Annotated in this window: 24 protein-coding genes and 1 tRNA gene; 18 read left to right on the top strand and 7 right to left on the bottom strand. The window is 64.1% G+C overall.

The annotated features are described in order from the left end of the window. Window positions 1-32: 32 nt before the first annotated feature. Window positions 33-395, bottom strand: coding sequence for a hypothetical protein (locus tag IVB46_RS08225; RefSeq protein WP_247301964.1), 363 nt, complete (start codon window positions 393-395; stop codon window positions 33-35). Window positions 396-582: 187 nt separating this feature from the next. On the opposite strand from IVB46_RS08225, the gene IVB46_RS08220 reads away from it, so the two are divergent. Continuing rightward, entirely contained in the window at window positions 583-1,299 is a 717-nt protein-coding gene (locus IVB46_RS08220; protein WP_247301961.1) for a cation transporter, read from the top strand. Between the two features lie 175 nt (window positions 1,300-1,474). On the opposite strand, the gene pepT is transcribed toward IVB46_RS08220, so the two are convergent. The 6 genes from pepT to IVB46_RS08190 all read right to left on the bottom strand — a co-directional run bounded on the left by pepT (window position 1,475) and on the right by IVB46_RS08190 (window position 6,532). Next, window positions 1,475-2,725: a peptidase T gene (gene pepT / locus IVB46_RS08215; protein ID WP_247301958.1), complete on the bottom strand. Its 1,251-nt coding sequence runs from the start codon at window positions 2,723-2,725 to the stop codon at window positions 1,475-1,477. Between the two features lie 105 nt (window positions 2,726-2,830). Continuing rightward, window positions 2,831-3,160: an HU family DNA-binding protein gene (locus tag IVB46_RS08210; protein WP_247301954.1), complete on the bottom strand. Its 330-nt coding sequence runs from the start codon at window positions 3,158-3,160 to the stop codon at window positions 2,831-2,833. Window positions 3,161-3,345: 185 nt separating this feature from the next. Then, window positions 3,346-3,422 (bottom strand) — tRNA-Asp (locus tag IVB46_RS08205). A gap of 159 nt (window positions 3,423-3,581) precedes the next feature. Next, window positions 3,582-3,785: a hypothetical protein gene (locus IVB46_RS08200; RefSeq protein WP_166097000.1), complete on the bottom strand. Its 204-nt coding sequence runs from the start codon at window positions 3,783-3,785 to the stop codon at window positions 3,582-3,584. A 142-nt stretch (window positions 3,786-3,927) separates the two neighbouring features. Then, the gene (locus tag IVB46_RS08195; protein ID WP_247342458.1) at window positions 3,928-5,223 is read right to left on the bottom strand and encodes an MFS transporter; all 1,296 of its coding nucleotides are present in this window, start codon (window positions 5,221-5,223) and stop codon (window positions 3,928-3,930) included. Between the two features lie 118 nt (window positions 5,224-5,341). Further along, on the bottom strand, window positions 5,342-6,532 hold the full coding sequence (locus IVB46_RS08190) for an aromatic ring-hydroxylating dioxygenase subunit alpha (protein WP_247304878.1): 1,191 nt from the start codon (window positions 6,530-6,532) through the stop codon (window positions 5,342-5,344). A 183-nt stretch (window positions 6,533-6,715) separates the two neighbouring features. Between IVB46_RS08190 and IVB46_RS08185 the strand changes: the two genes are divergently transcribed. The 17 genes from IVB46_RS08185 (at window position 6,716) to nuoK (ending at window position 21,804) form a co-directional block, all read left to right on the top strand. Further along, on the top strand, window positions 6,716-7,231 hold the full coding sequence (locus tag IVB46_RS08185; RefSeq protein WP_247304881.1) for a MarR family transcriptional regulator: 516 nt from the start codon (window positions 6,716-6,718) through the stop codon (window positions 7,229-7,231). Window positions 7,232-7,405: 174 nt separating this feature from the next. Continuing rightward, a complete protein-coding gene (locus tag IVB46_RS08180; RefSeq protein WP_247305622.1) occupies window positions 7,406-9,667 on the top strand; it encodes a TonB-dependent siderophore receptor in 2,262 nt (753 codons plus the stop codon). A gap of 19 nt (window positions 9,668-9,686) precedes the next feature. Next, the gene (locus tag IVB46_RS08175; RefSeq protein WP_247342455.1) at window positions 9,687-10,823 is read left to right on the top strand and encodes a PepSY-associated TM helix domain-containing protein; all 1,137 of its coding nucleotides are present in this window, start codon (window positions 9,687-9,689) and stop codon (window positions 10,821-10,823) included. Then, complete coding sequence (locus IVB46_RS08170; RefSeq protein WP_247342451.1) at window positions 10,823-11,053, top strand: hypothetical protein; 231 nt, start codon at window positions 10,823-10,825, stop codon at window positions 11,051-11,053. Before IVB46_RS08175 ends, IVB46_RS08170 begins: the two co-directional genes overlap by 1 nt. Before the next feature lie 248 nt (window positions 11,054-11,301). Further along, complete coding sequence (locus IVB46_RS08165; RefSeq protein WP_007603535.1) at window positions 11,302-11,667, top strand: NADH-quinone oxidoreductase subunit A; 366 nt, start codon at window positions 11,302-11,304, stop codon at window positions 11,665-11,667. Further along, entirely contained in the window at window positions 11,658-12,245 is a 588-nt protein-coding gene (locus tag IVB46_RS08160; RefSeq protein WP_247304887.1) for an NADH-quinone oxidoreductase subunit B, read from the top strand. The genes IVB46_RS08165 and IVB46_RS08160 overlap by 10 nt, the downstream gene beginning before the upstream one ends. Before the next feature lie 11 nt (window positions 12,246-12,256). Continuing rightward, entirely contained in the window at window positions 12,257-12,871 is a 615-nt protein-coding gene (locus IVB46_RS08155; RefSeq protein WP_071913370.1) for an NADH-quinone oxidoreductase subunit C, read from the top strand. Between the two features lie 2 nt (window positions 12,872-12,873). Continuing rightward, the gene (locus IVB46_RS08150; RefSeq protein WP_063982978.1) at window positions 12,874-14,070 is read left to right on the top strand and encodes an NADH-quinone oxidoreductase subunit D; all 1,197 of its coding nucleotides are present in this window, start codon (window positions 12,874-12,876) and stop codon (window positions 14,068-14,070) included. Continuing rightward, window positions 14,070-15,032 (top strand): FkbM family methyltransferase, encoded by a 963-nt coding sequence (locus IVB46_RS08145; protein ID WP_247304904.1) that lies wholly within the window; start codon window positions 14,070-14,072, stop codon window positions 15,030-15,032. The genes IVB46_RS08150 and IVB46_RS08145 overlap by 1 nt, the downstream gene beginning before the upstream one ends. 10 nt (window positions 15,033-15,042) lie before the next feature. Next, the gene (gene nuoE, locus IVB46_RS08140) at window positions 15,043-15,654 is read left to right on the top strand and encodes an NADH-quinone oxidoreductase subunit NuoE (RefSeq protein ID WP_028149052.1); all 612 of its coding nucleotides are present in this window, start codon (window positions 15,043-15,045) and stop codon (window positions 15,652-15,654) included. Then, a complete protein-coding gene (locus tag IVB46_RS08135) occupies window positions 15,654-15,854 on the top strand; it encodes a hypothetical protein (RefSeq protein WP_247304907.1) in 201 nt (66 codons plus the stop codon). Before nuoE ends, IVB46_RS08135 begins: the two co-directional genes overlap by 1 nt. 15 nt (window positions 15,855-15,869) lie before the next feature. Beyond that, the gene (gene nuoF / locus IVB46_RS08130; RefSeq protein WP_014494861.1) at window positions 15,870-17,195 is read left to right on the top strand and encodes an NADH-quinone oxidoreductase subunit NuoF; all 1,326 of its coding nucleotides are present in this window, start codon (window positions 15,870-15,872) and stop codon (window positions 17,193-17,195) included. A gap of 5 nt (window positions 17,196-17,200) precedes the next feature. After that, window positions 17,201-19,276 (top strand): NADH-quinone oxidoreductase subunit NuoG, encoded by a 2,076-nt coding sequence (gene nuoG / locus IVB46_RS08125; protein WP_247304913.1) that lies wholly within the window; start codon window positions 17,201-17,203, stop codon window positions 19,274-19,276. Between the two features lie 4 nt (window positions 19,277-19,280). Continuing rightward, the gene (gene nuoH, locus IVB46_RS08120; RefSeq protein WP_063982981.1) at window positions 19,281-20,348 is read left to right on the top strand and encodes an NADH-quinone oxidoreductase subunit NuoH; all 1,068 of its coding nucleotides are present in this window, start codon (window positions 19,281-19,283) and stop codon (window positions 20,346-20,348) included. Between the two features lie 14 nt (window positions 20,349-20,362). Further along, on the top strand, window positions 20,363-20,851 hold the full coding sequence (gene nuoI, locus IVB46_RS08115) for an NADH-quinone oxidoreductase subunit NuoI (RefSeq protein ID WP_027529879.1): 489 nt from the start codon (window positions 20,363-20,365) through the stop codon (window positions 20,849-20,851). 9 nt (window positions 20,852-20,860) lie between these two features. Next, entirely contained in the window at window positions 20,861-21,499 is a 639-nt protein-coding gene (locus IVB46_RS08110; RefSeq protein WP_028149057.1) for an NADH-quinone oxidoreductase subunit J, read from the top strand. Beyond that, a complete protein-coding gene (nuoK, locus tag IVB46_RS08105) occupies window positions 21,496-21,804 on the top strand; it encodes an NADH-quinone oxidoreductase subunit NuoK (protein ID WP_008547737.1) in 309 nt (102 codons plus the stop codon). The genes IVB46_RS08110 and nuoK overlap by 4 nt, the downstream gene beginning before the upstream one ends. The last annotated feature ends 7 nt before the right edge of the window (window positions 21,805-21,811 follow it).

Genomic DNA, 21,811 nt, shown 5'->3' with positions numbered 1-21,811 from the left:
ATCGTAGGCGCACGGGCGCCCGGCTGATCAGTTCAGGTCAGATGTTTGGGGGGCGGAGAGTCGGTGTCAGGCACGACGCCAGCAAGCACAGTCAGGCGAGGCGGATTTGACGCGGCCACCAACTCCGATATTGCGGCAGGCAGCAGCAGTTGCGCGAAGACCACCGAGAAACAGCCATGACAGTGATGGGCTGCCAGCGTCTTGCTATCCGTATCTCCGGAATCGGGTCCCGGCGACGCAGCGATTTCCAGCTGGCCGAACGGATTGGTCACGTCCAGGCATTGGCACGTATGCAACACGCCCGACAGCAGGTAGCTGATTGCGAGACACGCAGCCAACAGCCCGCGCCAGTTGCGCAGGCGAAACAATCTGATCGGGCGGCGGATCGCAGTCACGAAGTCACTCTGGTTACGTCCGGGTTCGTAGCATGGCGACCGGAACAGTGTCGACCCGCAATAATGTTACGTGTGCGGAACTGAACGTCGCACCCGCATGTGTCCATGCGATTGCAAGCAGCGTCGTTCGTTCATCGCCATCGTTACGGTCCGATGGTAAGATAGAAACAACGAGAGGGAGCTCGGAATGCCGGAAGAGTCTTGCTGCTCGCACGATGCGTGCTGTGGGGAAGCCGCCAAGCCCCGTGTGGAGGAAGTCGCTGCGTCAGGCTGCGCCGACTGCTGCTCGGCGGGCGTTCCGGTCTTCGACGGGCTTGATCCGCGATACAAGCGCGTGCTGTGGACCGTCATCGCCATCAACGCGGCGATGTTCGTGAGTGAAATGGTGGCGGGCCATTTGGCCGGCTCCCAGGCTCTCAAGGCCGACGCTCTCGACTTCCTCGCCGACACGGTCACCTACGGCCTGAGCCTTTCGGTAATCGGCGCGAGCATCAAGACGCGTGCCACCGCCGCGTTGTTCAAGGGGGTGTCGCTCAGTGCCATGGCCGCCTGGGTGTTCGGGTCAACGCTCTATCAGACCCTGGTCCTGGGGCTCCCGCGTGCGGAGCTGATGGGAGCGATGAGCCTGGCCGCGCTGGCGGCGAACCTGACCTCGGTTCTCTTGCTTGCGCGCTACAAGGACGGCGACGCCAATGTGCGCTCGGTTTGGCTCTGCTCGCGCAATGACGCGATCGGCAACGTCATCGTGATGGTCGCTGCCATCGGTGTATTTGGAACCGCGACGGCATGGCCCGATCTGGCTGTCGCCGGCGTGATGGCCGGAATCTTCCTGACCTCGTCGCTGCAAATCTTGCGGCAAGCATGGGCGGAGTATCGCGGCGGGCAAGCTGCCGTGACTGCCTGAGGGGGGCCTTTGCGCCCGATCCAAACACGGAAAGGCCCCAGCCCGGGGCTGACCGGCTGAGGCCTTATGTGCTCACATTCTCATCCTTGGGACTTGAGGCGCTAACGCGCCCCGCACTGGATCGTTCCGCAGGGCTCGGAATTATTTTGCCCTGCCCCCGGGAGGCGCGGCGTTCCTACGCCTTCTCCTCCCAGATCATCGCGAGATGCACGATCGTCTGCACCGCCTTTTCCATGTCCTGCCGGCTGACCCATTCGAGCCGCGAATGAAACGCGTGCTCGCCGGCGAAGATGTTGGGGCAGGGCAGGCCCATGAAGGACAGGCGCGAGCCGTCGGTGCCGCCGCGGATCGCGGTGCGCATCGGGCGCAGACCGGCACGGCGGATCGCCTCGATGGCGTATTCGAGGATGTGCGGGTGACGGTCGATCACCTGCTTCATGTTACGGTACTGCTCCCTGACCTCGAACTTGTAGGTCGAGCGCGGATAGTCCTTCATCACGTCCTTGACGATGTTCTCGAGCAGGACTTCCTTCTCCTTCAGCCCTTCCTCGGTGAAGTCGCGCACGATGAATGAGAGCGTCGCCTGCTCCAGTGCGCCGTCGATGCCGATCGGATGCAGGAAGCCCTGCTTGCCTGACGTCGTCTCGGGCGAGCAGCCTTCCTTGGGCAGGCGCTCGATGATGGCGGCTGCAATCTTGATCGCGTGCTCCATCTTGCCCTTGGCGTAGCCTGGATGGGCGCTGACGCCGTTGATGGTGATGGTGGCGCCGTCGGCCGAGAAGGTCTCGTCCTCGACGCTGCCGGCGCTCTCGCCGTCCATGGTGTAGCCGAAATCGGCGCCGAGCTTCTTCAGGTCGACATTGTCGACACCGCGGCCGATCTCCTCGTCCGGCGTGAACAGGATCTTGATGGTGCCGTGCTTCACATCGGGGTTGTTGATGAAGAAATGCGCGGCATCCATGATCTCGGCGACGCCGGCCTTGTTGTCGGCGCCGAGCAGCGTGGTGCCGTCGGTGGTGATGATGTCGTTGCCGATCTGGTTCTTCAGCGCGGGATGTTCAGTGAAGCGGATCACCTGGCTGGTATCGCCCGGCAGGGTGATATCGCCGCCGCGATAGTCCTTCACCAGCTGCGGCTTGACGTCCTTGCCGGTCACGTCGGGCGAGGTGTCCATGTGCGAGCAGAAGCAGATCACCGGCACCTTCTTGGTCGTGTTGGCCGGGATCGTTCCGTAGACGTAGCCGAAGTCGTCGAGATGCGCGTCGGCGACGCCCATGGCCTTCAGCTCGGCGGCGAGCACGCGGCCGAGATCTTTCTGCTTCTCGGTCGAGGGCGAGGCCGGGGATTCCGGATCGGACTGGGTGTCGATGGTGACGTAGCGCAGGAAGCGTTCGGTCACGGTGTGCGAAAAGGAGAGGGAGGACATTTCTGGTCAAACCGCCGGGTCTTGGGGGGATGCAGGCGGTATATCAGAAAAGCGGGCCGTGATGCGGCCGGAACGAAGTGGATCAGGCTTAACGAAACGTAGCGGCTAGATCGCTTCCTTGAGCTCCTTGACCGGGCGGAAGGCGACCTTCTTGCTGGCTTTGATGTGGATCGCCTCGCCGGTGGTGGGGTTGCGGCCGGTGCGGGCGGCGCGCCTGCGGACCTGGAGGATGCCGAGCCCGACGATGCGGACGCGGTCGCCCTTCTTGAGGTGCTTGGCGATCAGATCGACCATGTCGGTCAGGACGGCCTCGGCGTGCTTTTTCGAGAGGTCCTGGCTCTCCGCGATGTCAGCGGCGAGGTGCTTGAGCGTGATGGTGGCGGGAGCGGCTGCCTTCTTCGCCGAATCCTTCTTGGCCGAATCCTTCTTAGCCATGTCTGGCCTCCTCAATGACAGGGAAGCCCCGGAAAAGCCGGTCAAGCGTGGGGATCCCTCCAAGTCCTGGAAGGCCTAGACGATTCGGGCGCGGGCTGACTATGCCACGAGTTCCCGGCAGACGCCGGCAATGCCGCGAAAGGCATCGAGAAGTTCGGGCTAAGACTATGAAGGGATTGCCAAAATGGCGCGAGAGACGGGGCTCGAACCCGCGACCTCCGGCGTGACAGGCCGGCGCTCTAACCAACTGAGCTACTCCCGCGTGGTTCGCTGAAAGCGCGCGGAACGAGGGGGGACTTAAAGGCGGGGCTTGGTGAAGTCAAGGACGTTGCGCTTTGTCAGGACGCATCGGCTAAGCATTGCTCTGGAAAACGAAAAAGGCCGCCAGGCGGCGGCCTCGGTCAGCCCGAAACAGGGCGTGTCAGCGAATCTCCGACGTGCCTGCGCTGGTCACGGCCACCGGCTTGCCGGCCTTGATCACGTGAGCCGATTGGGCGGTCTGGCTGTAATCGACGTTGGTGCGGGCTGCGATGCCGAAGCCGGCGACCAGAATACCGGCAACCAGCGCCACCACCACGATCTTCAGGTGGGTGCCACGATCAGCCGAGTGAATTGAGTGGTTCATATAAGCCTCCCGACGGGCTTAGCCGCCGTCTATGGGCTCATGTCTTAAGGACCATCTGTTTCCGGATGGTTTCGCGGGTTCCGCAAAATGGTTTCATTATCGCGCCCGCTTGGTTTCGCCGGGCTGGCGGCCGGAACAGCTCTCAGGCGGCCGCCCGGCCGATATCGCCCCGGATCGTGCGGGCCGCCCAGACGAACAGCAGGGCGCCCAGCGTGGTCGTGACCGCCGCCGAGAGCAGGGAATAGCGCACGGCGTCCGCGCCGTAAGTGCCCTTGAGGGCGTCGTTGACCATGCCGACGGCAAGCGGGCCGACACCCTGGCCGAAGCAGGTGGCGGTGAGCGCGATCAGGGCGGAGGCGAGCGCCCGCATGCATGGCTTGGCCACCGTCTGCGCGATCGCGAAGATCGGTCCGAGATGGAAGCCGACCAGGAACGAGGTGAGCGCCAGCATCGCGACCATCATCGAGAAATCCTGCGTCAACATGCACAGCGCGAACACCGGGCCGGCCAGCCCTGAGGTGATCGCCGGCGCCCACAGCTTCCAGCGGTCGTCGCGGCGGCTGATCTGCGCCACCACGAAGCCGCCGAGCAGGGTGCCGGCCATGCCGGCTAGCCCCTTGAAGGTGCCGGCATAGGTGCCGATCTCGGCGCTCGACAGATGGTGCACGCGCGCCAGGAACGGCGGGATCCAGGCCGCCGTTGCGTAGTTCGTGTAGGTGGTGAGGCAGAAGCCGATCAGCACGATGATGAAGCTCTGCTGCGAGGCCAGGAAGCGCAGTGTCGGCCCGAGCGGCTCCGGCACGAAACTCTCCTGCATGGCGCCGCGCTTCGGCTCGGAGATCGTCAGCCACAGGATCAATGCGACCAGGATGCCGGGCAGGCCGGCGACGTAGAACGCCATCCGCCAGCCATAGTGCTGGTTGACGTAGCCGCCGATGAAATAGCCGAGGAAGACGCCGAGATAGGTGCCGATGGCGTAGATGCCGAGCGCGCGCGGGCGCTCGTTCTTGGTGAAGAGATCGGCGACGATCGATTGCGAGGCGGGCGAGCCCGCGGATTCGCCGATGCCGACGCCGATGCGCGCCAGCGCCAGCGAGGTCACGCTCGAGGCCGCCCCGCACAACGCCGTCATCGCACTCCAGAACGCAAGGGCCACCGCGACGATGTTGCGCCGGTTGAGCCGGTCGGCGACGCGCGCGATGGGAATGCCGAGCAGGGAATAGAACAGTGCGAAGCCGAAGCCTGCGAGCAGGCCCATCATGGTGTCGCTGAGCTGAAACTCCTTCTTGATCGGCTCGATCAGGACGTTGAAGATCGTGCGGTCGAGGAAGTTCAGCGCATAGATGATGGTGAGCAGGCCCAGCACGTAATAGCGCCGCGCCGGGGGCTTTGCCGCCGCAGTCGTCTGCACCGACATCTGTGACGTCACATCGACCATCGCATCCCCCCAATTTGTCTTTGTTATCGTTGCCGGTCCAGCCCTTCGTGGGGCTGGTCGAGAGCGTTTTCGAGCGAAGTGGATACCGGTTCGCGTGAAGAAAACGCGCCAAAAAAACTCAGCCTTCGCGGATGTAATTCCCCGCTTCGAATTCGACCGGCGCAGCGCTTGTATCGAACGACACGCCGATCGGATCGCGGTCTGCCTCCATCGCCTCCAGTTGCTCGCTCAGCATGCGCCGGATCATCAGGATGCCGCGGTCGCTCTGGCCGAAATGCTCCTCGGAGTGGATGGTCTGCGGGCCCTGGCCGACCTGGGCCTCGTAATCGCCCGGGAATTGCTGGTGCTCGGCTTCCGTCATGTCCCACCAGAATTTTCCGTTGAACTTCGAGCGCATGCGGCCGATGTCGCCGGAAGCCTTGACGCGGCCGGCGACGTAGATGCGGAACGAGGTGTCGTCGATCGGCAGCGTCCAGCCGATCGACTCGACGCGGGCGAATTGCGCCACGCGCGGGTTCGGCACGACACGGAGCGTGGGGAGGGCGGCTTCGGTGACGCGATAAAACACCTTGCCGTCGTCCTGCTTGCGGATCGAGCGCACGGCGATGCCGCGCGGCGTCTTGTCGAACTTCACCTCCGGCATCGAGGCCATCATGTTGGTGAATTGGGGTCCCGAGAACGAGCCGTGCAGCACCGGCACGTGATAGGGATCGACCACGTTCTCGAAATGCTGGAGCCAGTTGCAGGGGATGATCGCGGGGCCGCCGCCGCCGATCGAGGAATCGTCGGCCTCGACGAACTCGCCTTCGTCCATGTTTTCCAGGCATTCGTAAGCCGGCAACACCGGGCGTTTCTCGGCCGGGCCCATATAGGCGAAGATCAGCCCATAGCGCTCCTCGACCGGGTACCAGGGCTGGCGCACCTTGTCCTTGAACTGGCCGCCGTCGGGCTCGCAGGGCTGTTCGAGGCAATGGCCTTCGGTGTCGAACTTCCAGCCGTGATAGCAGCAGCGGATGCCGTCCTCTTCGACCTTGCCATAGTAGAGCGTGGTGCCGCGATGGCAGCAGCGCGCGTGCAACAGGCCGGCGCGGCCGTGCTTGTCGCGGAACAGCACCAGATCCTCGCCGAGCGCGCGGACCTTTTTCGGCGAGTCGGTGGCGTCGCTGACGAGCCCGACCGGATGCCAGTAGCGGCGCAGCAATTCTCCCATCGGTGTGCCGCGCACGACTGAGGTGAGCTCGATGCGCGTATGCGCCGGCTTCATCGCATAGCCGGTGCCGAGATCGCGATCCCGCTGGGTCATCGTCATGCTGTTCCTCCCGCCGCTGGCCTTGGGTGGCCGGGTCGTTTTGATGCGGTGACCCAGTGAAAAATAATTCGATGACAATGTCAACGATATTCCAGAATGCCTCTTAATCGCATTTGGAATCAGGTTGGGGAGGTTGCGCTACCAGCGCTTGGCACGCCCCGGCTTTCTTGGCAGAGGTGGATCATGAGCCAGACATCGAGCAGGGACGGGCACGCGTCGCCCGATGCGGACGAAAACCACTCGCCGGCGCCGATCACCGTGATGCTGTCGTCACGGCTGATGGTGCTCGCCAATTTGCTCAAGCGCGGTGCCATCCTGCGCTACAAGCGCCTCGCCGGATTGTCCTCGGTCGAGTTCGGTCTCGTCGCCTCGCTCGGTCGCCGTCCGCCGATGAGCGTGGCGCGGCTCGCCGAAGCCGTCGGCCAGGACAAGGGCCAGATCAGCCGCGCGCTCGCGGAGCTCGTCTCGCGCAAGCTGATCGCGAAGTCGGCGAACCCGAAGGACAGCCGCGAGGTGCTGGTCGCGCTGACCGCGGCAGGGCTCGCCGCGCATGATGCAATCGTCGAAGGCGCGCAGGAGCGCAATCGGCAATTGCTGGAACAGTTGAGCAAGGACGAGTTCGAGACGCTGCTGGCGCAGATCGACCGTCTCACGGCGACAGCCGAGAAGATGCTCGAGGCCGAGAAAGGTTCACGCTGATCTCGCAGCAATCTCCGGAAATATTGGATCGCTTCTAAGAGTTCTTCTAAGACCTTTTCAATTAGGGAATTCGCGCGCGCTCACCTAAGCGTCACCGCAAACGCATGCCGTTGGGGGAACGATGGCATGACGTAAGCAAATAGACACTTGGGGTGCGCGTTGAACAGTCTTCGTATGCTGCGGTCGGCCGTCTTGGCGACCGCGTCCGCTTTCGTATTGGTGCCGCAGGCTTCACTCGCACAATCCTCGGCGCAAGGCGGTGCGCAAAACCTGCCGTCGGTCACTGTCACCGCGCCGGAAGCACGACGCCGCGCATCTGCTGCGGCCGCCCGCCGCGTGGCGCGGCCGTCGGTAGAGACCGCCGCCAGCCGCAGACCGCTTCAGCAGCGCAATGTCGGCTTCGTCGAGACGCCGCGTGGTCCGGTGAATGGCTACGTCGCCAACCTCAGCTCGTCGGGCACCAAGACCAACACGCCGATCATGGAGACGCCGCAGTCGGTATCGGTGATCGGCACAGACCAGATCCGCGACCAGAAGCCGAACAAGCTCGACGAAGCCCTGCGCTATACCGCGGGCGTGCGCGCCGGCACCTTCGGCGCGGACACGCGCAACGACTGGTGGCTGATCCGCGGCTTCAAGTCCGACGACATCGGTCTCTTCCTCGACGGCATGCAGCTGTTCTACACGGCCTATGCGAGCTGGCGGATTCCGCCGTCCAACATGGAGCGCATCGAGGTGCTGCGCGGTCCGTCCGCCGTGCTCTATGGCGGATCGAGCCCGAGCGGCATCGTCAACGTCATCAGCAAGATGCCGCCGACCGAGCCGATCCGCTACATCGAGACCGGCGTCAACAATTTCGGCAACGCCTATATCGGCTTCGATGTCGGCGGTCCCATCGCAACGCAGCCCCAGGATGGCAAACAGGACGGCAAGCTGTTCTACCGCGTGGTCGGCGAGGTCAGGAACGGCGGCACGCAGGTCGACTTCACACCCGACAACAACTACTTCATCGCGCCGTCCTTCACCTGGAAGCCGGATGCCGACACCAGCTTCACGGTGCTTGCTTCGGCGTCGAAGACCGACACCCGCGGCATCAACTTCCTGCCTTACCAGGGCACGGTGACGAACGCGCCGTTCGGCAAGATACCGACCAGCTTCTTCCTCGGCGATCCCAGCGTCGACAAGTTCACGCGCGAGCAGGAAATGCTCGGCTACCTGTTCGAGCGCAATCTCACCGACGATCTGACGTTCCGGCAGAATGCGCGCTTTGCGCATATCGACCTGACCTACCGTGGCTACATCGGTAACGGCTGGGACAACATCAACACCGCCACCCTCGGCCGCTACAATTGGTATGCGAAGGACACCGCCAACCAGGCCAATCTCGACAACCAGCTGGAGTACCGCTTCAACACCGGACCTGTCCGGCACACGATGCTGTTCGGGGTCGATCTGAAGGGCTACCAGATCGACGACTACCAGATATTCAATTTCGGCACCGTTCCGTCGATCAACGTCTTCAATCCCGCCTATGGCGTCAACGTCCCCCTGACGGGCGCGCCGTTCCGCAACTTCCTGATCACGCAGAAGCAGGCCGGCACCTATCTGCAGGACCAGATGAAGCTCGGCAACTTCACGCTGGTGCTGAGCGGCCGCAACGACTGGGTCGAGACGACGCAAGCCGCCCGCGACACCGGCGCGACGATCGCCAGCCGCGATGACAGCAAGTTCAGCGGTCGCGCCGGGCTGATCTACAATTTCGACAACGGCATTGCGCCCTACGTCTCCTACGCCACCAGCTACAATCCGGTGATCGGTCTCAACGCCGCCAACCAACTGTTCCTGCCGGAGACCGGGCAACAAGCCGAGATCGGCGTGAAGGTCGCTCCGAAGGGCTTCGACGGCTATTTCACGGCCTCGGTCTTCGACCTCAAGCGTCAAAACGTGTCGACCACTGCGGGCACGGTGTTCCTGCAGAACCAGACCGGCGAGGTGACCTCGCGCGGCATCGAGCTCGAAGCGGTCGCCAACGCCACGAAGGAGCTGAAGCTGATCGGCGCCTTCACCGCCTATCATCTCTTCAACAGCAGGGACCTCGATCCGTCCCTGGTGGGCAAGACGCCGACCAACACGCCGGAGCTGCTGGTCTCGGGCTGGGCCGACTACACCTTCAAGGACGGTCCGCTTGCCGGATTTGGTTTCGGCGGCGGCGTGCGCTATGTCGGCTCCTCCTGGGCCGACCCCGCCAACACCCTCGAGGTTCCCGCGGTGGTGCTCGGCGATCTCGCGCTCCACTACGAATGGCAGAACTGGCGGACGGCGCTCAACGTGATCAACGTAACCGACAAGATCTATGTCGCGAGCTGCTCGTTCCCGACGTCCTGCTTCTACGGCGACCGCCGGCGCGTCACCGCCAGCGTCTCCTACAAGTGGTGAGCGCAGAGGGGAGGGCCTCGTGAAGGCGCGCACGGTCAGGCTCTGGTCCGTGGTCCACACCTGGACCAGCCTGATCTCGACCGTCTTCCTGCTGCTGCTCTGCCTGACCGGCCTGCCGCTGATCTTCCATCACGAGATCGATGAGCTCCTGGGCTATTCCCCCCAGCCCGAAGCTCATGCGGGCGCGGCGCGTGCGACGACGCAAGCCGTCGCCGACGCCGCGCTCGCCGCCGATCCCGGCCGGGTGCTGCAATATATCGCCTGGGACAAGGACGAGCCCGGGATCGTGACCGCGTTCACCAACAGCGCCGTCGACGGGCTGCCTGACAACACGACCGTGCGCGCGTTCGATGCGGTGTCGACCAAGCTGCTCGGACCGGTCGGCGTCGGGCCGATGCTGATCATGCTCAAGCTGCATACCGACATGTTTGCCGGCCAGCCCGGAAAACTGTTCCTCGGCGGGATGGGCCTGCTGTTCGCAATCGCCATCATCTCCGGCGTGGTGCTGTACTGGCCGTTCACCCGCCGACTGCGCTTTGCCACCATTCGCGGCCACGCCTCGCGCCGCGTGCGCTGGCTCGACTGGCACAATCTGATCGGCGTGGTGACGGTGGCCTGGGCGCTGGTGGTTGGCCTCACCGGCGTCGTCAACACCTGGGCAGAGCTGATGCTCAACCAGTGGAAGGCCACCGAGCTTGCCAGCATGGTCGCGCCCTATGCCGGCAAGCCGCGGCCGTCGCATCTGGCTTCGCTCGACGACGTCGTGGCGCGCGCGAGGCAGACGGCGCCCGGGATGGAGGTTGCCTTCATCGCGTTTCCGGGAACGCCGTTCACGTCGTCGCACCACTTTGCTGCCTTCATGCGCGGCGACACGGCGCTGACGGCGCGGCTGCTCAAGCCGGTCCTGCTCGACGGCGAAACAGGGGAGGTCGCCGACAGCCGGGCGCTGCCGGTCTATCTCCAGGCGCTCCTGATCTCGCAGCCACTGCATTTCGGCGATTATGGCGGGTTGCCGCTCAGGGTGATCTGGGCCGTGCTCGACATTCTCACGATCGTTGTGATCGGCAGTGGCCTCTATCTCTGGCTGGCACGGCGGCGCAAGCGCGCGCCCGCCCGGACCGACGCATTCGCCAGACGAACCCCGGTCCCGTCGTGATGCATGGCTCCTCTGACCGCTCGGGCCTGTGGATACGTGTCTTTGCTGCACCCATCCTGCTCGCGGCTGCGACCATCACCGGCCTGCTGGCTGCGCTGCTCTGGGGAACGGTCGGCCAGTATGTCGCCCTGGTGACGGTGGGAGCCCCGGTGCTGGTCATTGCCTGGGTCTGGGTGCGCTGCCGCACCCAAAAAACCGGGCAATTATCGCGGACGACACGCGGCAAATAGCTGCCTCGGCCCGTGTGCCGCAATCCTCGAACGGCTGCCCTGCAAAACTGTGGCCGCCCTTGCTGGGATTGGCGATCTGCTCCATACCAGCCGCGGGGCGATTCCGGGATTTCTATCGTTCTGGGGGCGGTAAAGGGCCTAAAAAGAGCGTGTCTTGCGCCCATTGGTGCACTGCGCTAAGGCTCAGAACAATTCCAAACTGGACGAATCCGTGGCTGTCCCGAGGCTGCGGGAAAAAGGGCTCGTCAATGAGCGGCATTCTGCAGAACTATCTTCCACTCGTCGTCTTTATAGGGGTAGCGGGCCTCATCGGCCTCGTGCTGCTGATCGCGCCCTTCATCGTGGCGTTCCAGCAGCCGGACCCGGAAAAACTGTCGGCATATGAGTGCGGTTTCAACGCCTTCGACGACGCTCGCATGAAGTTCGACGTCCGCTTCTATCTGGTCGCCATCCTCTTCATCATCTTCGACCTCGAGGTGGCGTTCCTGTTTCCCTGGGCGGTGGCGTTCGGCAAGCTTGGCGCGACCGGCTTCTGGTCCATGGTGGTGTTCCTCGGCGTGCTCACGGTCGGGTTCGCCTATGAATGGAAGAAAGGAGCACTGGAATGGGATTGAACCCTGCAGCGTCCACGGGTCCGGTCGTCGCGCCGGCCCCCAAAGGCATCCTTGATCCGTCGACCGGCAGGCCGGTTGGCGCCAACGATCCGTTTTTCCTCGAGGTCAACTCCGAGCTGTCCGACAAGGGCTTCTTCGTGGCCGCGACCGACGACCTCATCACCTGGGCCCGTACCGGCTCGCTGATGTGGATGACCTTCGGTCTCGCCTGCTGCGCGGTCGAGATGATGCAGGTCTCGATGCCGCGCTACGACGTCGAGCGCTTCGGCTTCGCCCCGCGTGCCTCGCCGCGCCAGTCCGACGTGATGATCGTCGCCGGCACGCTGACCAACAAGATGGCGCCTGCGCTGCGCAAGGTCTACGACCAGATGCCCGAGCCGCGCTACGTCATCTCGATGGGCTCCTGCGCCAATGGCGGCGGCTACTACCACTATTCCTACTCGGTCGTGCGCGGCTGCGACCGGATCGTGCCGATCGACATCTACGTGCCGGGCTGCCCGCCCACGGCGGAAGCGCTGCTCTACGGCGTGCTGCTGCTGCAGAAGAAGATCCGCCGCACCGGCACCATCGAACGCTAAGGTTTTACGTCATGGACGACGCCAAGCTCGACGCCCTGGGGCAGACGATCGTTAGCGCGCTTCCGGGCGCCGCGATCCGTCATTCGGTTGCCTTCAACCAGCTCACGGTGGATGTCGAGGTCAGCAAGATCGTCGAGGTGGTCAAGTACCTCCGCGACGATCCGAAATGCCGGTTCATCAACTTCACCGACATCACGGCCGCAGACTATCCGTCGCGCGAAAAACGCTTCGACGTGATCTATCACTTCCTGTCTCCGACCCTGAACGCGCGGATCCGCCTCAAGGCCCAGGCCGACGAGACCACGCAGGTGCCGTCGCTGATCGACGTGTTCCCCGGCGCCGACTGGTTCGAGCGCGAGGCCTACGACCTCTATGGCGTGTTCTTCGTCGGTCACCCCGACATGCGCCGCCTGCTGACCGATTACGGTTTCGAGGGCCATCCGCTGCGCAAGGATTTCCCGACCACCGGTTTCGTCGAGGTTCGCTACGACGACCAGGAGAAGCGGGTGGTGTACGAGCCCGTCCGGCTCAACCAGGAATTCCGCAAGTTCGACTTTTTGTCTCCGTGGGAAGGCGCCGACTATCCGGTTCTTCCGGGCGATGAAAAAGCAGGGCCGAAGGTCTGATCATGAACGAGCAACCCGAACAGCTTCGCAATTTCACCATCAACTTCGGGCCCCAGCATCCGGCCGCGCACGGCGTGCTGCGTCTGGTCCTGGAGCTTGACGGCGAAATCGTCGCCCGTGTCGATCCCCATATCGGCCTGCTTCACCGCGGCACCGAGAAGCTGATCGAGCAGAAGACCTATCTGCAGGCGATCCCGTATTTCGACCGGCTCGACTACGTCGCGCCGATGAACCAGGAGCACGCCTTCTGCATGGCGGCTGAGAAGCTGCTCGGCATCGAGGTGCCGCGCCGCGGCCAGCTGATCCGCGTGCTTTATTGCGAGATCGGCCGCATCCTGTCGCATCTGCTCAACGTCACCACGCAGGCGATGGACGTCGGCGCGCTGACCCCGCCGCTGTGGGGCTTTGAAGAGCGCGAAAAGCTGATGGTGTTCTACGAGCGCGCCTCCGGCAGCCGTATGCACGCAGCTTTCTTCCGCGTCGGCGGCGTGCATCAGGATCTGCCGCAGAAGCTGGTCGACGACATCGAGGCCTGGTGCGATCCGTTCCTGAAGGTCGTGGACGACCTCGATCGCCTGCTCACCGCCAACCGCATCTTCAAGCAGCGCAACGTCGATATCGGCGTGGTGCCGCTGAAGGAAGCCTGGGAGTGGGGTTTTTCGGGCGTCATGGTGCGCGGCTCGGGCGCTGCCTGGGACCTGCGCAAGTCGCAGCCCTATGAGTGCTACGCCGAGATGGATTTCGACATCCCGATCGGCAAGAACGGCGACTGCTACGATCGCTACCTGATCCGCATGGAAGAGATGCGCCAGTCCGTGCGCATCATGAAGCAATGCATCCAGAAGCTGAACGCAGCCGACGGGAAGGGGCCTGTCGTCGTCGAAGACAACAAGGTCGCGCCGCCGCGCCGCGGCGAGATGAAGCGCTCGATGGAAGCGCTGATCCACCACTTCAAGCTCTACACCGAAGGCGTCCACGTGCCGGCCGGCGAGGTCTATGCCGCGGTCGAGGCGCCGAAGGGCGAGTTCGGCGTCTATCTCATCTCCGACGGCACCAACAAGCCGTACAAGTGCAAGATCCGCGCGCCGGGCTTTGCGCATCTGCAGGCGATGGACCACATCTGCCGCGGCCATCTGCTCGCCGACGTCTCGGCGATCCTCGGCTCGCTCGACATCGTGTTCGGAGAGGTCGATCGGTGATGGCGCAGGCGCCAATCCAGTTTGACCGTGCCTCGGGGGCCCTTGAAGGGGCCAACCTGTGGGAGCGGACGGCTGCCTTGGCGCTGGTGACGGGATCGAAGATCTCCTCGCACTTCTCGCACATGGGCTACATCGCCTGCGCCAACCTGCTGCGGAAGACGCTGCCCGAGCGCAACATCGCGATCAGGCTCAATCCCGACGCCGTGTTCGAATTCCCCTACGGCGACGGCTATTGGAGCAAGCTGCTCAACCGCTCGTACAACTACGAGGACGAGCTGGAGGTCCTGTTCGCCGACTCCATCGACGTCGACTACACGCTGCTCGATTGCGGCGCCAATTACGGCTACTGGTCGGTGCTGGTTTCGAGCAGGCCGTTCGGATCGCACAAGGCGATCGCGATCGAGCCGTCGGGGCAGAACTATCCGAAGCTTGCGAACAACACCCGCGTCAACGGCAACCGCTTCGAGACCCTGAAATGCGCGATCGGTGCGGCTCGCGGTACCGCGCGGCTGTCAGGCACCAAGCATGAGGCCTTCAGCATCGCTGGCGCACCGTCGGCGGGCGGTGAGGACGTGCCGGTTCTCGCGCTCGACAATCTCATCGATGACGGCAAGGTGGCGGCTCACGGCAAGTACCTGATCAAGCTCGACGTCGAGGGCGTCGAGATCGAGGCGATCAAGGGCGGCGCCCGGCTGCTTGAGACCGACAGCGTCATCATGTGCGAGGAGCACGGCAGCGACCGCTCTCATGCGGTGTCGCGCTTTATCCTCGAACAGACGCCGCTGAAGCTGATCGTGTTCGATCCGCGCAGCAACCGGATGGAGACCGTGACCGAGCTGTCGATCCTCGACCGCATCAAGGTCTCGACCCATGTCGGCTACAACGTTTTCGGCACCGCAAGCGCATTCTGGCAGGACAGGATCGATGCCCTGAATGCGAAAACCGCGCGCCGTATGCAGTGAGAGAATAGAGATGTCCGTTCGCCGATTAGCACCGAAGGAAGTCCAGCCCGCGAGCTTTGCGTTCACGGAGGAGAACCTCGCGTTTGCCAAGCAGCAGATCGCGAAATATCCGGCCGGCCGGCAAGCCTCCGCTGTCATCGCTATCCTTTGGCGCGTCCAGGAACAGCACGATGGCTGGGTGTCGGAAGCCGCGATCCGGGCCGTCGCCGACTTGCTCGACATGCCCTATATCCGCGTGCTCGAGGTCGCGACCTTCTACACGATGTTCCAGCTCGCTCCCGTCGGCAAGAAGGCCCACGTCCAGGTCTGCGGCACCACGCCGTGCCGTCTGCGCGGCGCCGAGGATCTCATCCACGTCTGCGAGCACCGCATCCACCACGAGCCGTTCCATCTCTCCAAGGACGGCAATTTCAGCTGGGAAGAGGTGGAGTGCCTCGGTGCCTGCGTGAATGCGCCGATGGTGCTGATAGGCAAGGACACCTATGAGGATTTGACCAAGGAAACCTTTGGCAAGGTGCTCGACGGCTTCGCCTCGGGCAATCCGCCGAAGCCCGGTCCGCAGAACGGCCGCCAGTTCTCGGCGCCGACGGGTGGGCCGACCACGCTGAAGGAGATCACCTGATGCGCAATCTCCCCGCAATTGGAGGGAACGAGGCCGTGAACAAATGGGGCTTCGTCGCCATGCACGCCGCGGTCGCGGCCGCCTTCATGTTCCTGCTGCAGCGCTTCGTGATGAACGCGACGCAGGAGAGCAGCCTACTCTGGGCGTTGACCTTCGCCGTCTGCGCCGCCGGACTTGCCTACAAGCAGTCCAATCGTTGATCGGAAAGCACTGAAATGCTCGAGGACAAGGACCGCATCTTCAAGAACCTCTACGGCCTCCACGACTGGGGGCTCGAGGGCGCGCGGCGCCGCGGCGCCTGGGATGGTACGAAGAATATCATCGACAAGGGCCGTGACTGGATCATCAACGAGATGAAGGCGTCGGGCCTGCGCGGGCGCGGCGGCGCCGGCTTCCCGACCGGCCTGAAATGGTCGTTCATGCCGAAGGAATCGACCGACGGACGGCCGAGCTATCTCGTCGTCAACGCCGACGAATCCGAGCCCGGCACCTGCAAGGATCGCGAGATCATGCGGCACGATCCGCATCTCCTGATCGAAGGCTGCCTGATCGCGAGCTGCGCCATGAACGCGCATGCCTGCTACATCTATGTCCGCGGCGAGTTCATCCGCGAGCGCGAGCATCTCCAGGCCGCGATCGACCAGGCCTATGAGGCGAAGCTCGTCGGCAAGGACAATGTCAACGGCTGGCCGTTCGACATCTACGTCGCGCACGGCGCCGGCGCCTATATCTGCGGCGAGGAGACCGCGCTGCTCGAAAGCCTCGAAGGCAAGAAGGGGCAACCGCGCCTGAAGCCGCCGTTCCCGGCCAATGTCGGCCTGTTCGGCTGCCCGACCACCGTCAACAACGTCGAGTCGATCGCGGTTGCGCCCGACATCCTGCGCCGCGGCGCGGCCTGGTTCGCCGGCATCGGCCGCCCGAACAATGTCGGCACCAAGCTGTTCTGCATCTCCGGTCATGTCGAGCGGCCCTGCAACGTCGAAGAGGCCATGGGCATTCCGTTCCGTGAGCTGATCGAGAAGCATTGCGGCGGCATCCGCGGCGGCTGGGACAACCTCAAGGCCGTGATCCCCGGCGGCTCGTCGGTGCGCATGGTGCCGGCCGAGCAGATCATCGACACGCCGATGGATTTCGACAGCTTGAGCAAGTTGCGCTCGGGCCTGGGCACCGCGGCCGTGATCGTGATGGACAAGTCGACCGACCTGATCCGCTCCATCGCCCGCATCTCCTATTTCTACAAGCATGAGAGCTGTGGCCAGTGCACGCCATGCCGCGAGGGCACCGGCTGGATGTGGCGCGTGCTGACCCGCATGGCCGATGGCCGCGCCCACAAGCGCGAGATCGACATGCTGCTGGAGGTGACGAAACAGGTCGAAGGCCACACCATCTGCGCGCTCGGCGACGCAGCCGCCTGGCCGATCCAGGGCCTGATCGCGCATTTCCGTCACGAGATCGAAGCGCGCATCGACCAGTATTCGCACAAGGCTGACATCGACGATATCGGCGTCCGCGATCCCGTGAACATGGTCGCGGCGGAGTAAGAGAAATGACCAAGCTCATCATCGACGGCAAAGAGATCGATGTCCCCGCCGAATACACGCTGCTACAGGCGTGCGAAGCCGCGGGCGCCGAGATTCCGCGCTTCTGCTATCACGAGCGGCTGTCGATCGCCGGCAATTGCCGGATGTGCCTCGTCGAAGTGAAGGGTGGCCCGAAGCCGGTCGCCAGCTGCGCCTGGGGCGTGCGCGATTGCCGTCCGGGCCCCAAGGGCGAGCCGCCGGAAATCTCCACGCGTTCGCCGATGGTGAAGAAGGCGCGCGAAGGCGTGATGGAATTCCTTCTCATCAACCATCCGCTGGACTGCCCGATCTGCGACCAGGGCGGCGAGTGCGACCTTCAGGACCAGGCGATGGGCTATGGTGTCGACACCAGCCGCTTCGCCGAGAACAAGCGCGCCGTCGAGGACAAGTACCTCGGCGCGCTGGTCAAGACCTCGATGAACCGCTGTATCCAGTGCACGCGCTGCGTCCGCTTCTCGGCGGAAGTCGCCGGCGCGCCCGAGATGGGCGCCACCGGCCGCGGCGAGGACATGGAGATCACGACCTATCTCGAGCACGCGCTGACGTCCGAATTGCAGGGCAATCTCGTCGACATCTGCCCAGTCGGTGCGCTGACCTCGAAGCCCTATGCTTTTGCGGCGCGCCCGTGGGAGCTCGGCAAGACTCAGTCGATCGACGTGATGGACGGCATCGGCTCGGCGATCCGCGTCGACACCCGCGGCCGTGAAGTCATGCGCGTGCTGCCGCGCATCAACGAGGCCGTGAACGAGGAGTGGATCTCCGACAAGACCCGCCACGTCGTCGACGGCCTGCGCACCCAGCGCCTCGACCGGCCCTATATCCGCGAAGCCGGCAAGCTGCGGGCCGCGAGCTGGCCGGAAGCCTTTGCCGCGATCGCCGCGAAAGCGGCGCGCACCGATGGCAAGCGCATCGGCGCGATCGCCGGTGACCTTGCCGGCGTCGAAGAGATGTTCGCGCTGAAGGACCTGCTGGCCAAGTACGGCTCGAGCAATCTGGCCGTGCAGGGCGGCGACGCCTTCGATCCCGCGCTCGGCCGCGGCTCCTACATCTTCAATCCGACGCTGGTCGGCGTCGAGCAGGCCGACGCGCTGCTCATCATTGGCGCCAATCCGCGCAAGGAAGCGGCCGTGTTCAACGCCCGCATCCGCAAGCGCTGGCGCGCCGGCGGCTTCAAGGTCGGCGTGATCGGCGCCAAGGTCGACCTGACCTATGACTATGATCATCTGGGTGCGGGCACCGAGACGCTCGGCGAGCTCGCGGCCGGCAAGCACTCCTTCATGGACGTGCTGAAGAACGCCAAGAACCCGATCATCCTGGTCGGCGCAGGCGCGGCCTCGCGTCACGACGGCGCTGCCATTCTCGCCGCCGCCGCCAAGCTCGCGCTCGATGTCGGTGCGGTGAAGGACGGCTGGAACGGCTTCGGCGTGCTGCACGAGACCGCCTCGCGCGTTGGTGCGCTCGATATCGGCTTCTCCGCCACGGCAGGTGGCCTGAACGCGGCGCAGATGACGACCTTCGGCACGCTGGACGTGCTGTTCCTGCTCGGCGCCGACGAGATCAAGCCGTCGGACGGCACCTTCGTCGTCTATATCGGCACCCATGGCGACCGCGGCGCGCATCGCGCCGACGTCATCCTGCCTGCCGCCGCCTACACCGAGAAGTCTGCGATCTACGTCAACACCGAAGGCCGCGTGCAGATGACCGGCCGCGCTGCGTTCCCGCCGGGCGAAGCCCGCGAGGACTGGGCGATCGTGCGTGCCCTGTCGGAGGCGCTCGGCAAGAAGCTCGGCTATGACTCGCTGTCGGCGCTCCGCCAGGCGATCTTCAAGGCCGCGCCGCACCTGATCCGTCTCGACCAGATCGAAGCCGGCGCCGCCGACCAGATCAAGAAGCTGGCGGGGAAGGGCGGCTCGCCGGAGAAGGCGCCGTTCAAGCCGGCGATCGAGGACTTCTATTTGACCAACCCAATCGCGCGTGCGTCCGCCGTGATGGCGGAATGCTCGCGGCTTGCCTCCGGGCAGATGCTGACCGCAGCGGAGTGAGCCGATGGAATTCTTCGAAAGCGCATTCTGGACCGGTTTCCTCTGGCCGCTGATCATCATGGTCGCGGAGAGCGTCCTGGTGCTCGTCGTCCTGCTGGTCGCGATCGCCTACATCCTGCTCGCCGACCGCAAGATCTGGGCGGCGGTGCAGATCCGCCGCGGCCCGAACGTGGTCGGCCCTTGGGGCCTGCTGCAGTCCTTCGCGGACCTGCTGAAGTTCGTGCTGAAGGAGCCGATCATCCCGTCCGGCGCCAACAAGGGCGTGTTTCTCCTTGCTCCCTTGGTCTCATGCGTGCTCGCGCTCGCGGCCTGGGCGGTGATCCCGACCAATCTCGGCTGGGTGATCTCCGACATCAATGTCGGCGTGCTCTTCATCTTCGCGATCTCGTCGCTGTCGATCTACGGCATCATCATGGCCGGCTGGTCGTCGAACTCGAAATACCCGTTCCTGGCCGCGCTGCGCTCGGCGGCGCAGATGGTGTCCTACGAGGTCTCGATCGGCTTCGTCATCATCACCGTGCTGCTCTGCGCCGGCACGCTGAACCTGTCGGCCGTGGTCGAGGCCCAGCATGCCCGCGGCCTCGCCAGCCTGATCGGGTTGCCGCAGCTCACCATCCTGAACTGGTATGTGTGGCCGCTGTTCCCGATGTTCGTCATCTTCTACGTCTCGGCGTTGGCGGAAACCAACCGTCCGCCGTTCGACCTCGTCGAAGCTGAATCAGAGCTCGTCGCCGGCTTCATGGTCGAGTACGGCTCGACGCCGTATCTGCTGTTCATGCTCGGCGAATATGTCGCGATCGTCACGATGTGCGCGCTGGCGACGATCCTGTTCCTCGGAGGCTGGCTGCCGCCGGTGGATCTGCCGCCCTTCAACTGGGTGCCGGGGATCATCTGGTTCTCGCTCAAAGTATTCTTCATGTTCTTCCTGTTCGCGATGGCAAAGGCGATCGTGCCGCGCTACCGCTACGACCAATTGATGCGCCTCGGCTGGAAGGTTTTCCTGCCGCTGTCGCTGGCGATGGTGGTCGTGGTGGCCGGTGTGCTGCATTTCGCCGGCATCGCGCCGAAGTGAGGGCCGTCATGGGTATCAACATCAACGCCACTGCACGCTCGCTCCTGCTGTCGGAATTCGTCTCGGCGTTCTTCCTCGCCATGCGCTATTTCTTCCAGCCGAAGCCGACGCTGAACTATCCCTTCGAGAAGGGCCCGATCTCGCCGCGCTTCCGCGGCGAGCATGCGCTGCGCCGCTATCCGAACGGCGAAGAGCGCTGCATCGCCTGCAAGCTGTGCGAAGCCATTTGCCCGGCGCAGGCCATCACCATCGAGGCCGGCCCGCGCCGCAACGACGGCACCCGCCGCACGGTGCGCTACGACATCGACATGGTGAAGTGCATCTATTGCGGCCTCTGCCAGGAGGCCTGTCCGGTCGACGCCATCGTCGAAGGTCCGAACTTCGAGTTCGCGACCGAGACCCGCGAGGAACTGTTCTATGACAAGGCCAAGCTGCTCGCCAATGGCGACCGCTGGGAACGCGAGATCGCGAAAGCGATCGAGCTCGACGCGCCGTACCGGTGAGATGAGAGCATGATCCTTCCCGCGCTGTTCTTCTATCTCTTCGCCGGCGTCTGCGTCGCCTCGGCGGTGATGGTGATTGTCTCGCGCAATCCCGTGCACTCCGTGCTGTACCTGATCCTGGCCTTCGTCAACGCCTCCGGCCTGTTCGTGCTGATGGGCGCCGAATTCCTCGCGATGATCCTGATCGTCGTCTATGTCGGCGCCGTTGCGGTGCTGTTCCTGTTCGTGATCATGATGCTCGACGTCGACTTCCTCGAGCTGCGCGAGGGCTTCATCGAGTACCTGCCCGTGGGCCTCGTGATCGGCGGCATCTTCCTGTTCGAACTGCTGCTCACCGTCGGCTTCTGGGTCATCAACCCCGGCGTCTCCAAGACGATCACGGCGGCGATCCCGACCAATGTCAGCAACACCGAGGCGCTCGGGCTCGTGCTCTATACGAAGTACATCCACTACTTCCAGCTCGCGGGCATGGTGCTGCTGGTCGCCATGATCGGCGCCATCGTGCTGACGCTGCGCCACAAGGCGAACGTGAAGCGGCAGGACATCAACGTTCAGAATGCACGCACGCCCGAGATGGCGATGGCGATGCGCAAGGTGGCGTCGGGGCAGGGGCTCCAGGACAGCGACGCGGCGGAGTGGGTGAAATGACGATCGGGCTCGGACATTATCTGGCGGTCGGCGCGATCCTGTTCACGCTCGGGATCCTCGGCATCTTCCTGAACCGCAAGAACATCATCGTCATCCTGATGTCGATCGAGCTGATCCTGCTCTCGGTCAACATCAACCTCGTGGCATTCTCGACCTTCCTCGGCGACATCGTCGGCCAGGTCTTCGCATTGTTGGTGCTGACGGTTGCGGCTGCGGAAGCCGCGATCGGTCTCGCCATCCTGGTGGTCTATTTCCGCAACCGCGGCTCGATCGCGGTTGAGGACGTCAATCTGATGAAGGGCTGAGCTCAGT

Origin of the sequence: Bradyrhizobium sp. 61 (assembly GCF_023073075.1) — a bacterium.
Taxonomy (GTDB): domain Bacteria; phylum Pseudomonadota; class Alphaproteobacteria; order Rhizobiales; family Xanthobacteraceae; genus Bradyrhizobium; species Bradyrhizobium barranii.
Note: the sequence above shows the minus strand (reverse complement) of the source record. Positions and strands in the feature narration are given on the sequence as shown.

Bases quoted from the DNA above. Each gene is read 5' to 3' on its own strand.
- nuoE (WP_028149052.1), top strand. From the start codon at position 15,043: ATGTCCGTTCGCCGATTAGCACCGAAGGAAGTCCAGCCCGCGAGCTTT.
- pepT (WP_247301958.1), bottom strand. From the start codon at position 2,725: ATGTCCTCCCTCTCCTTTTCGCACACCGTGACCGAACGCTTCCTGCGC.
- IVB46_RS08180 (WP_247305622.1), top strand. From the start codon at position 7,406: ATGCTGCGGTCGGCCGTCTTGGCGACCGCGTCCGCTTTCGTATTGGTG.
- IVB46_RS08190 (WP_247304878.1), bottom strand. From the start codon at position 6,532: ATGACGATGACCCAGCGGGATCGCGATCTCGGCACCGGCTATGCGATG.
- IVB46_RS08155 (WP_071913370.1), top strand. From the start codon at position 12,257: ATGGACGACGCCAAGCTCGACGCCCTGGGGCAGACGATCGTTAGCGCG.
- IVB46_RS08195 (WP_247342458.1), bottom strand. From the start codon at position 5,223: ATGGTCGATGTGACGTCACAGATGTCGGTGCAGACGACTGCGGCGGCA.
- IVB46_RS08160 (WP_247304887.1), top strand. From the start codon at position 11,658: ATGGGATTGAACCCTGCAGCGTCCACGGGTCCGGTCGTCGCGCCGGCC.
- IVB46_RS08135 (WP_247304907.1), top strand. From the start codon at position 15,654: ATGCGCAATCTCCCCGCAATTGGAGGGAACGAGGCCGTGAACAAATGG.
- IVB46_RS08220 (WP_247301961.1), top strand. From the start codon at position 583: ATGCCGGAAGAGTCTTGCTGCTCGCACGATGCGTGCTGTGGGGAAGCC.
- IVB46_RS08200 (WP_166097000.1), bottom strand. From the start codon at position 3,785: ATGAACCACTCAATTCACTCGGCTGATCGTGGCACCCACCTGAAGATC.
- nuoK (WP_008547737.1), top strand. From the start codon at position 21,496: ATGACGATCGGGCTCGGACATTATCTGGCGGTCGGCGCGATCCTGTTC.
- IVB46_RS08145 (WP_247304904.1), top strand. From the start codon at position 14,070: ATGGCGCAGGCGCCAATCCAGTTTGACCGTGCCTCGGGGGCCCTTGAA.
- IVB46_RS08110 (WP_028149057.1), top strand. From the start codon at position 20,861: ATGATCCTTCCCGCGCTGTTCTTCTATCTCTTCGCCGGCGTCTGCGTC.
- nuoF (WP_014494861.1), top strand. From the start codon at position 15,870: ATGCTCGAGGACAAGGACCGCATCTTCAAGAACCTCTACGGCCTCCAC.
- IVB46_RS08185 (WP_247304881.1), top strand. From the start codon at position 6,716: ATGAGCCAGACATCGAGCAGGGACGGGCACGCGTCGCCCGATGCGGAC.
- IVB46_RS08170 (WP_247342451.1), top strand. From the start codon at position 10,823: ATGCATGGCTCCTCTGACCGCTCGGGCCTGTGGATACGTGTCTTTGCT.
- nuoG (WP_247304913.1), top strand. From the start codon at position 17,201: ATGACCAAGCTCATCATCGACGGCAAAGAGATCGATGTCCCCGCCGAA.
- nuoH (WP_063982981.1), top strand. From the start codon at position 19,281: ATGGAATTCTTCGAAAGCGCATTCTGGACCGGTTTCCTCTGGCCGCTG.
- IVB46_RS08150 (WP_063982978.1), top strand. From the start codon at position 12,874: ATGAACGAGCAACCCGAACAGCTTCGCAATTTCACCATCAACTTCGGG.
- IVB46_RS08165 (WP_007603535.1), top strand. From the start codon at position 11,302: ATGAGCGGCATTCTGCAGAACTATCTTCCACTCGTCGTCTTTATAGGG.
- IVB46_RS08210 (WP_247301954.1), bottom strand. From the start codon at position 3,160: ATGGCTAAGAAGGATTCGGCCAAGAAGGATTCGGCGAAGAAGGCAGCC.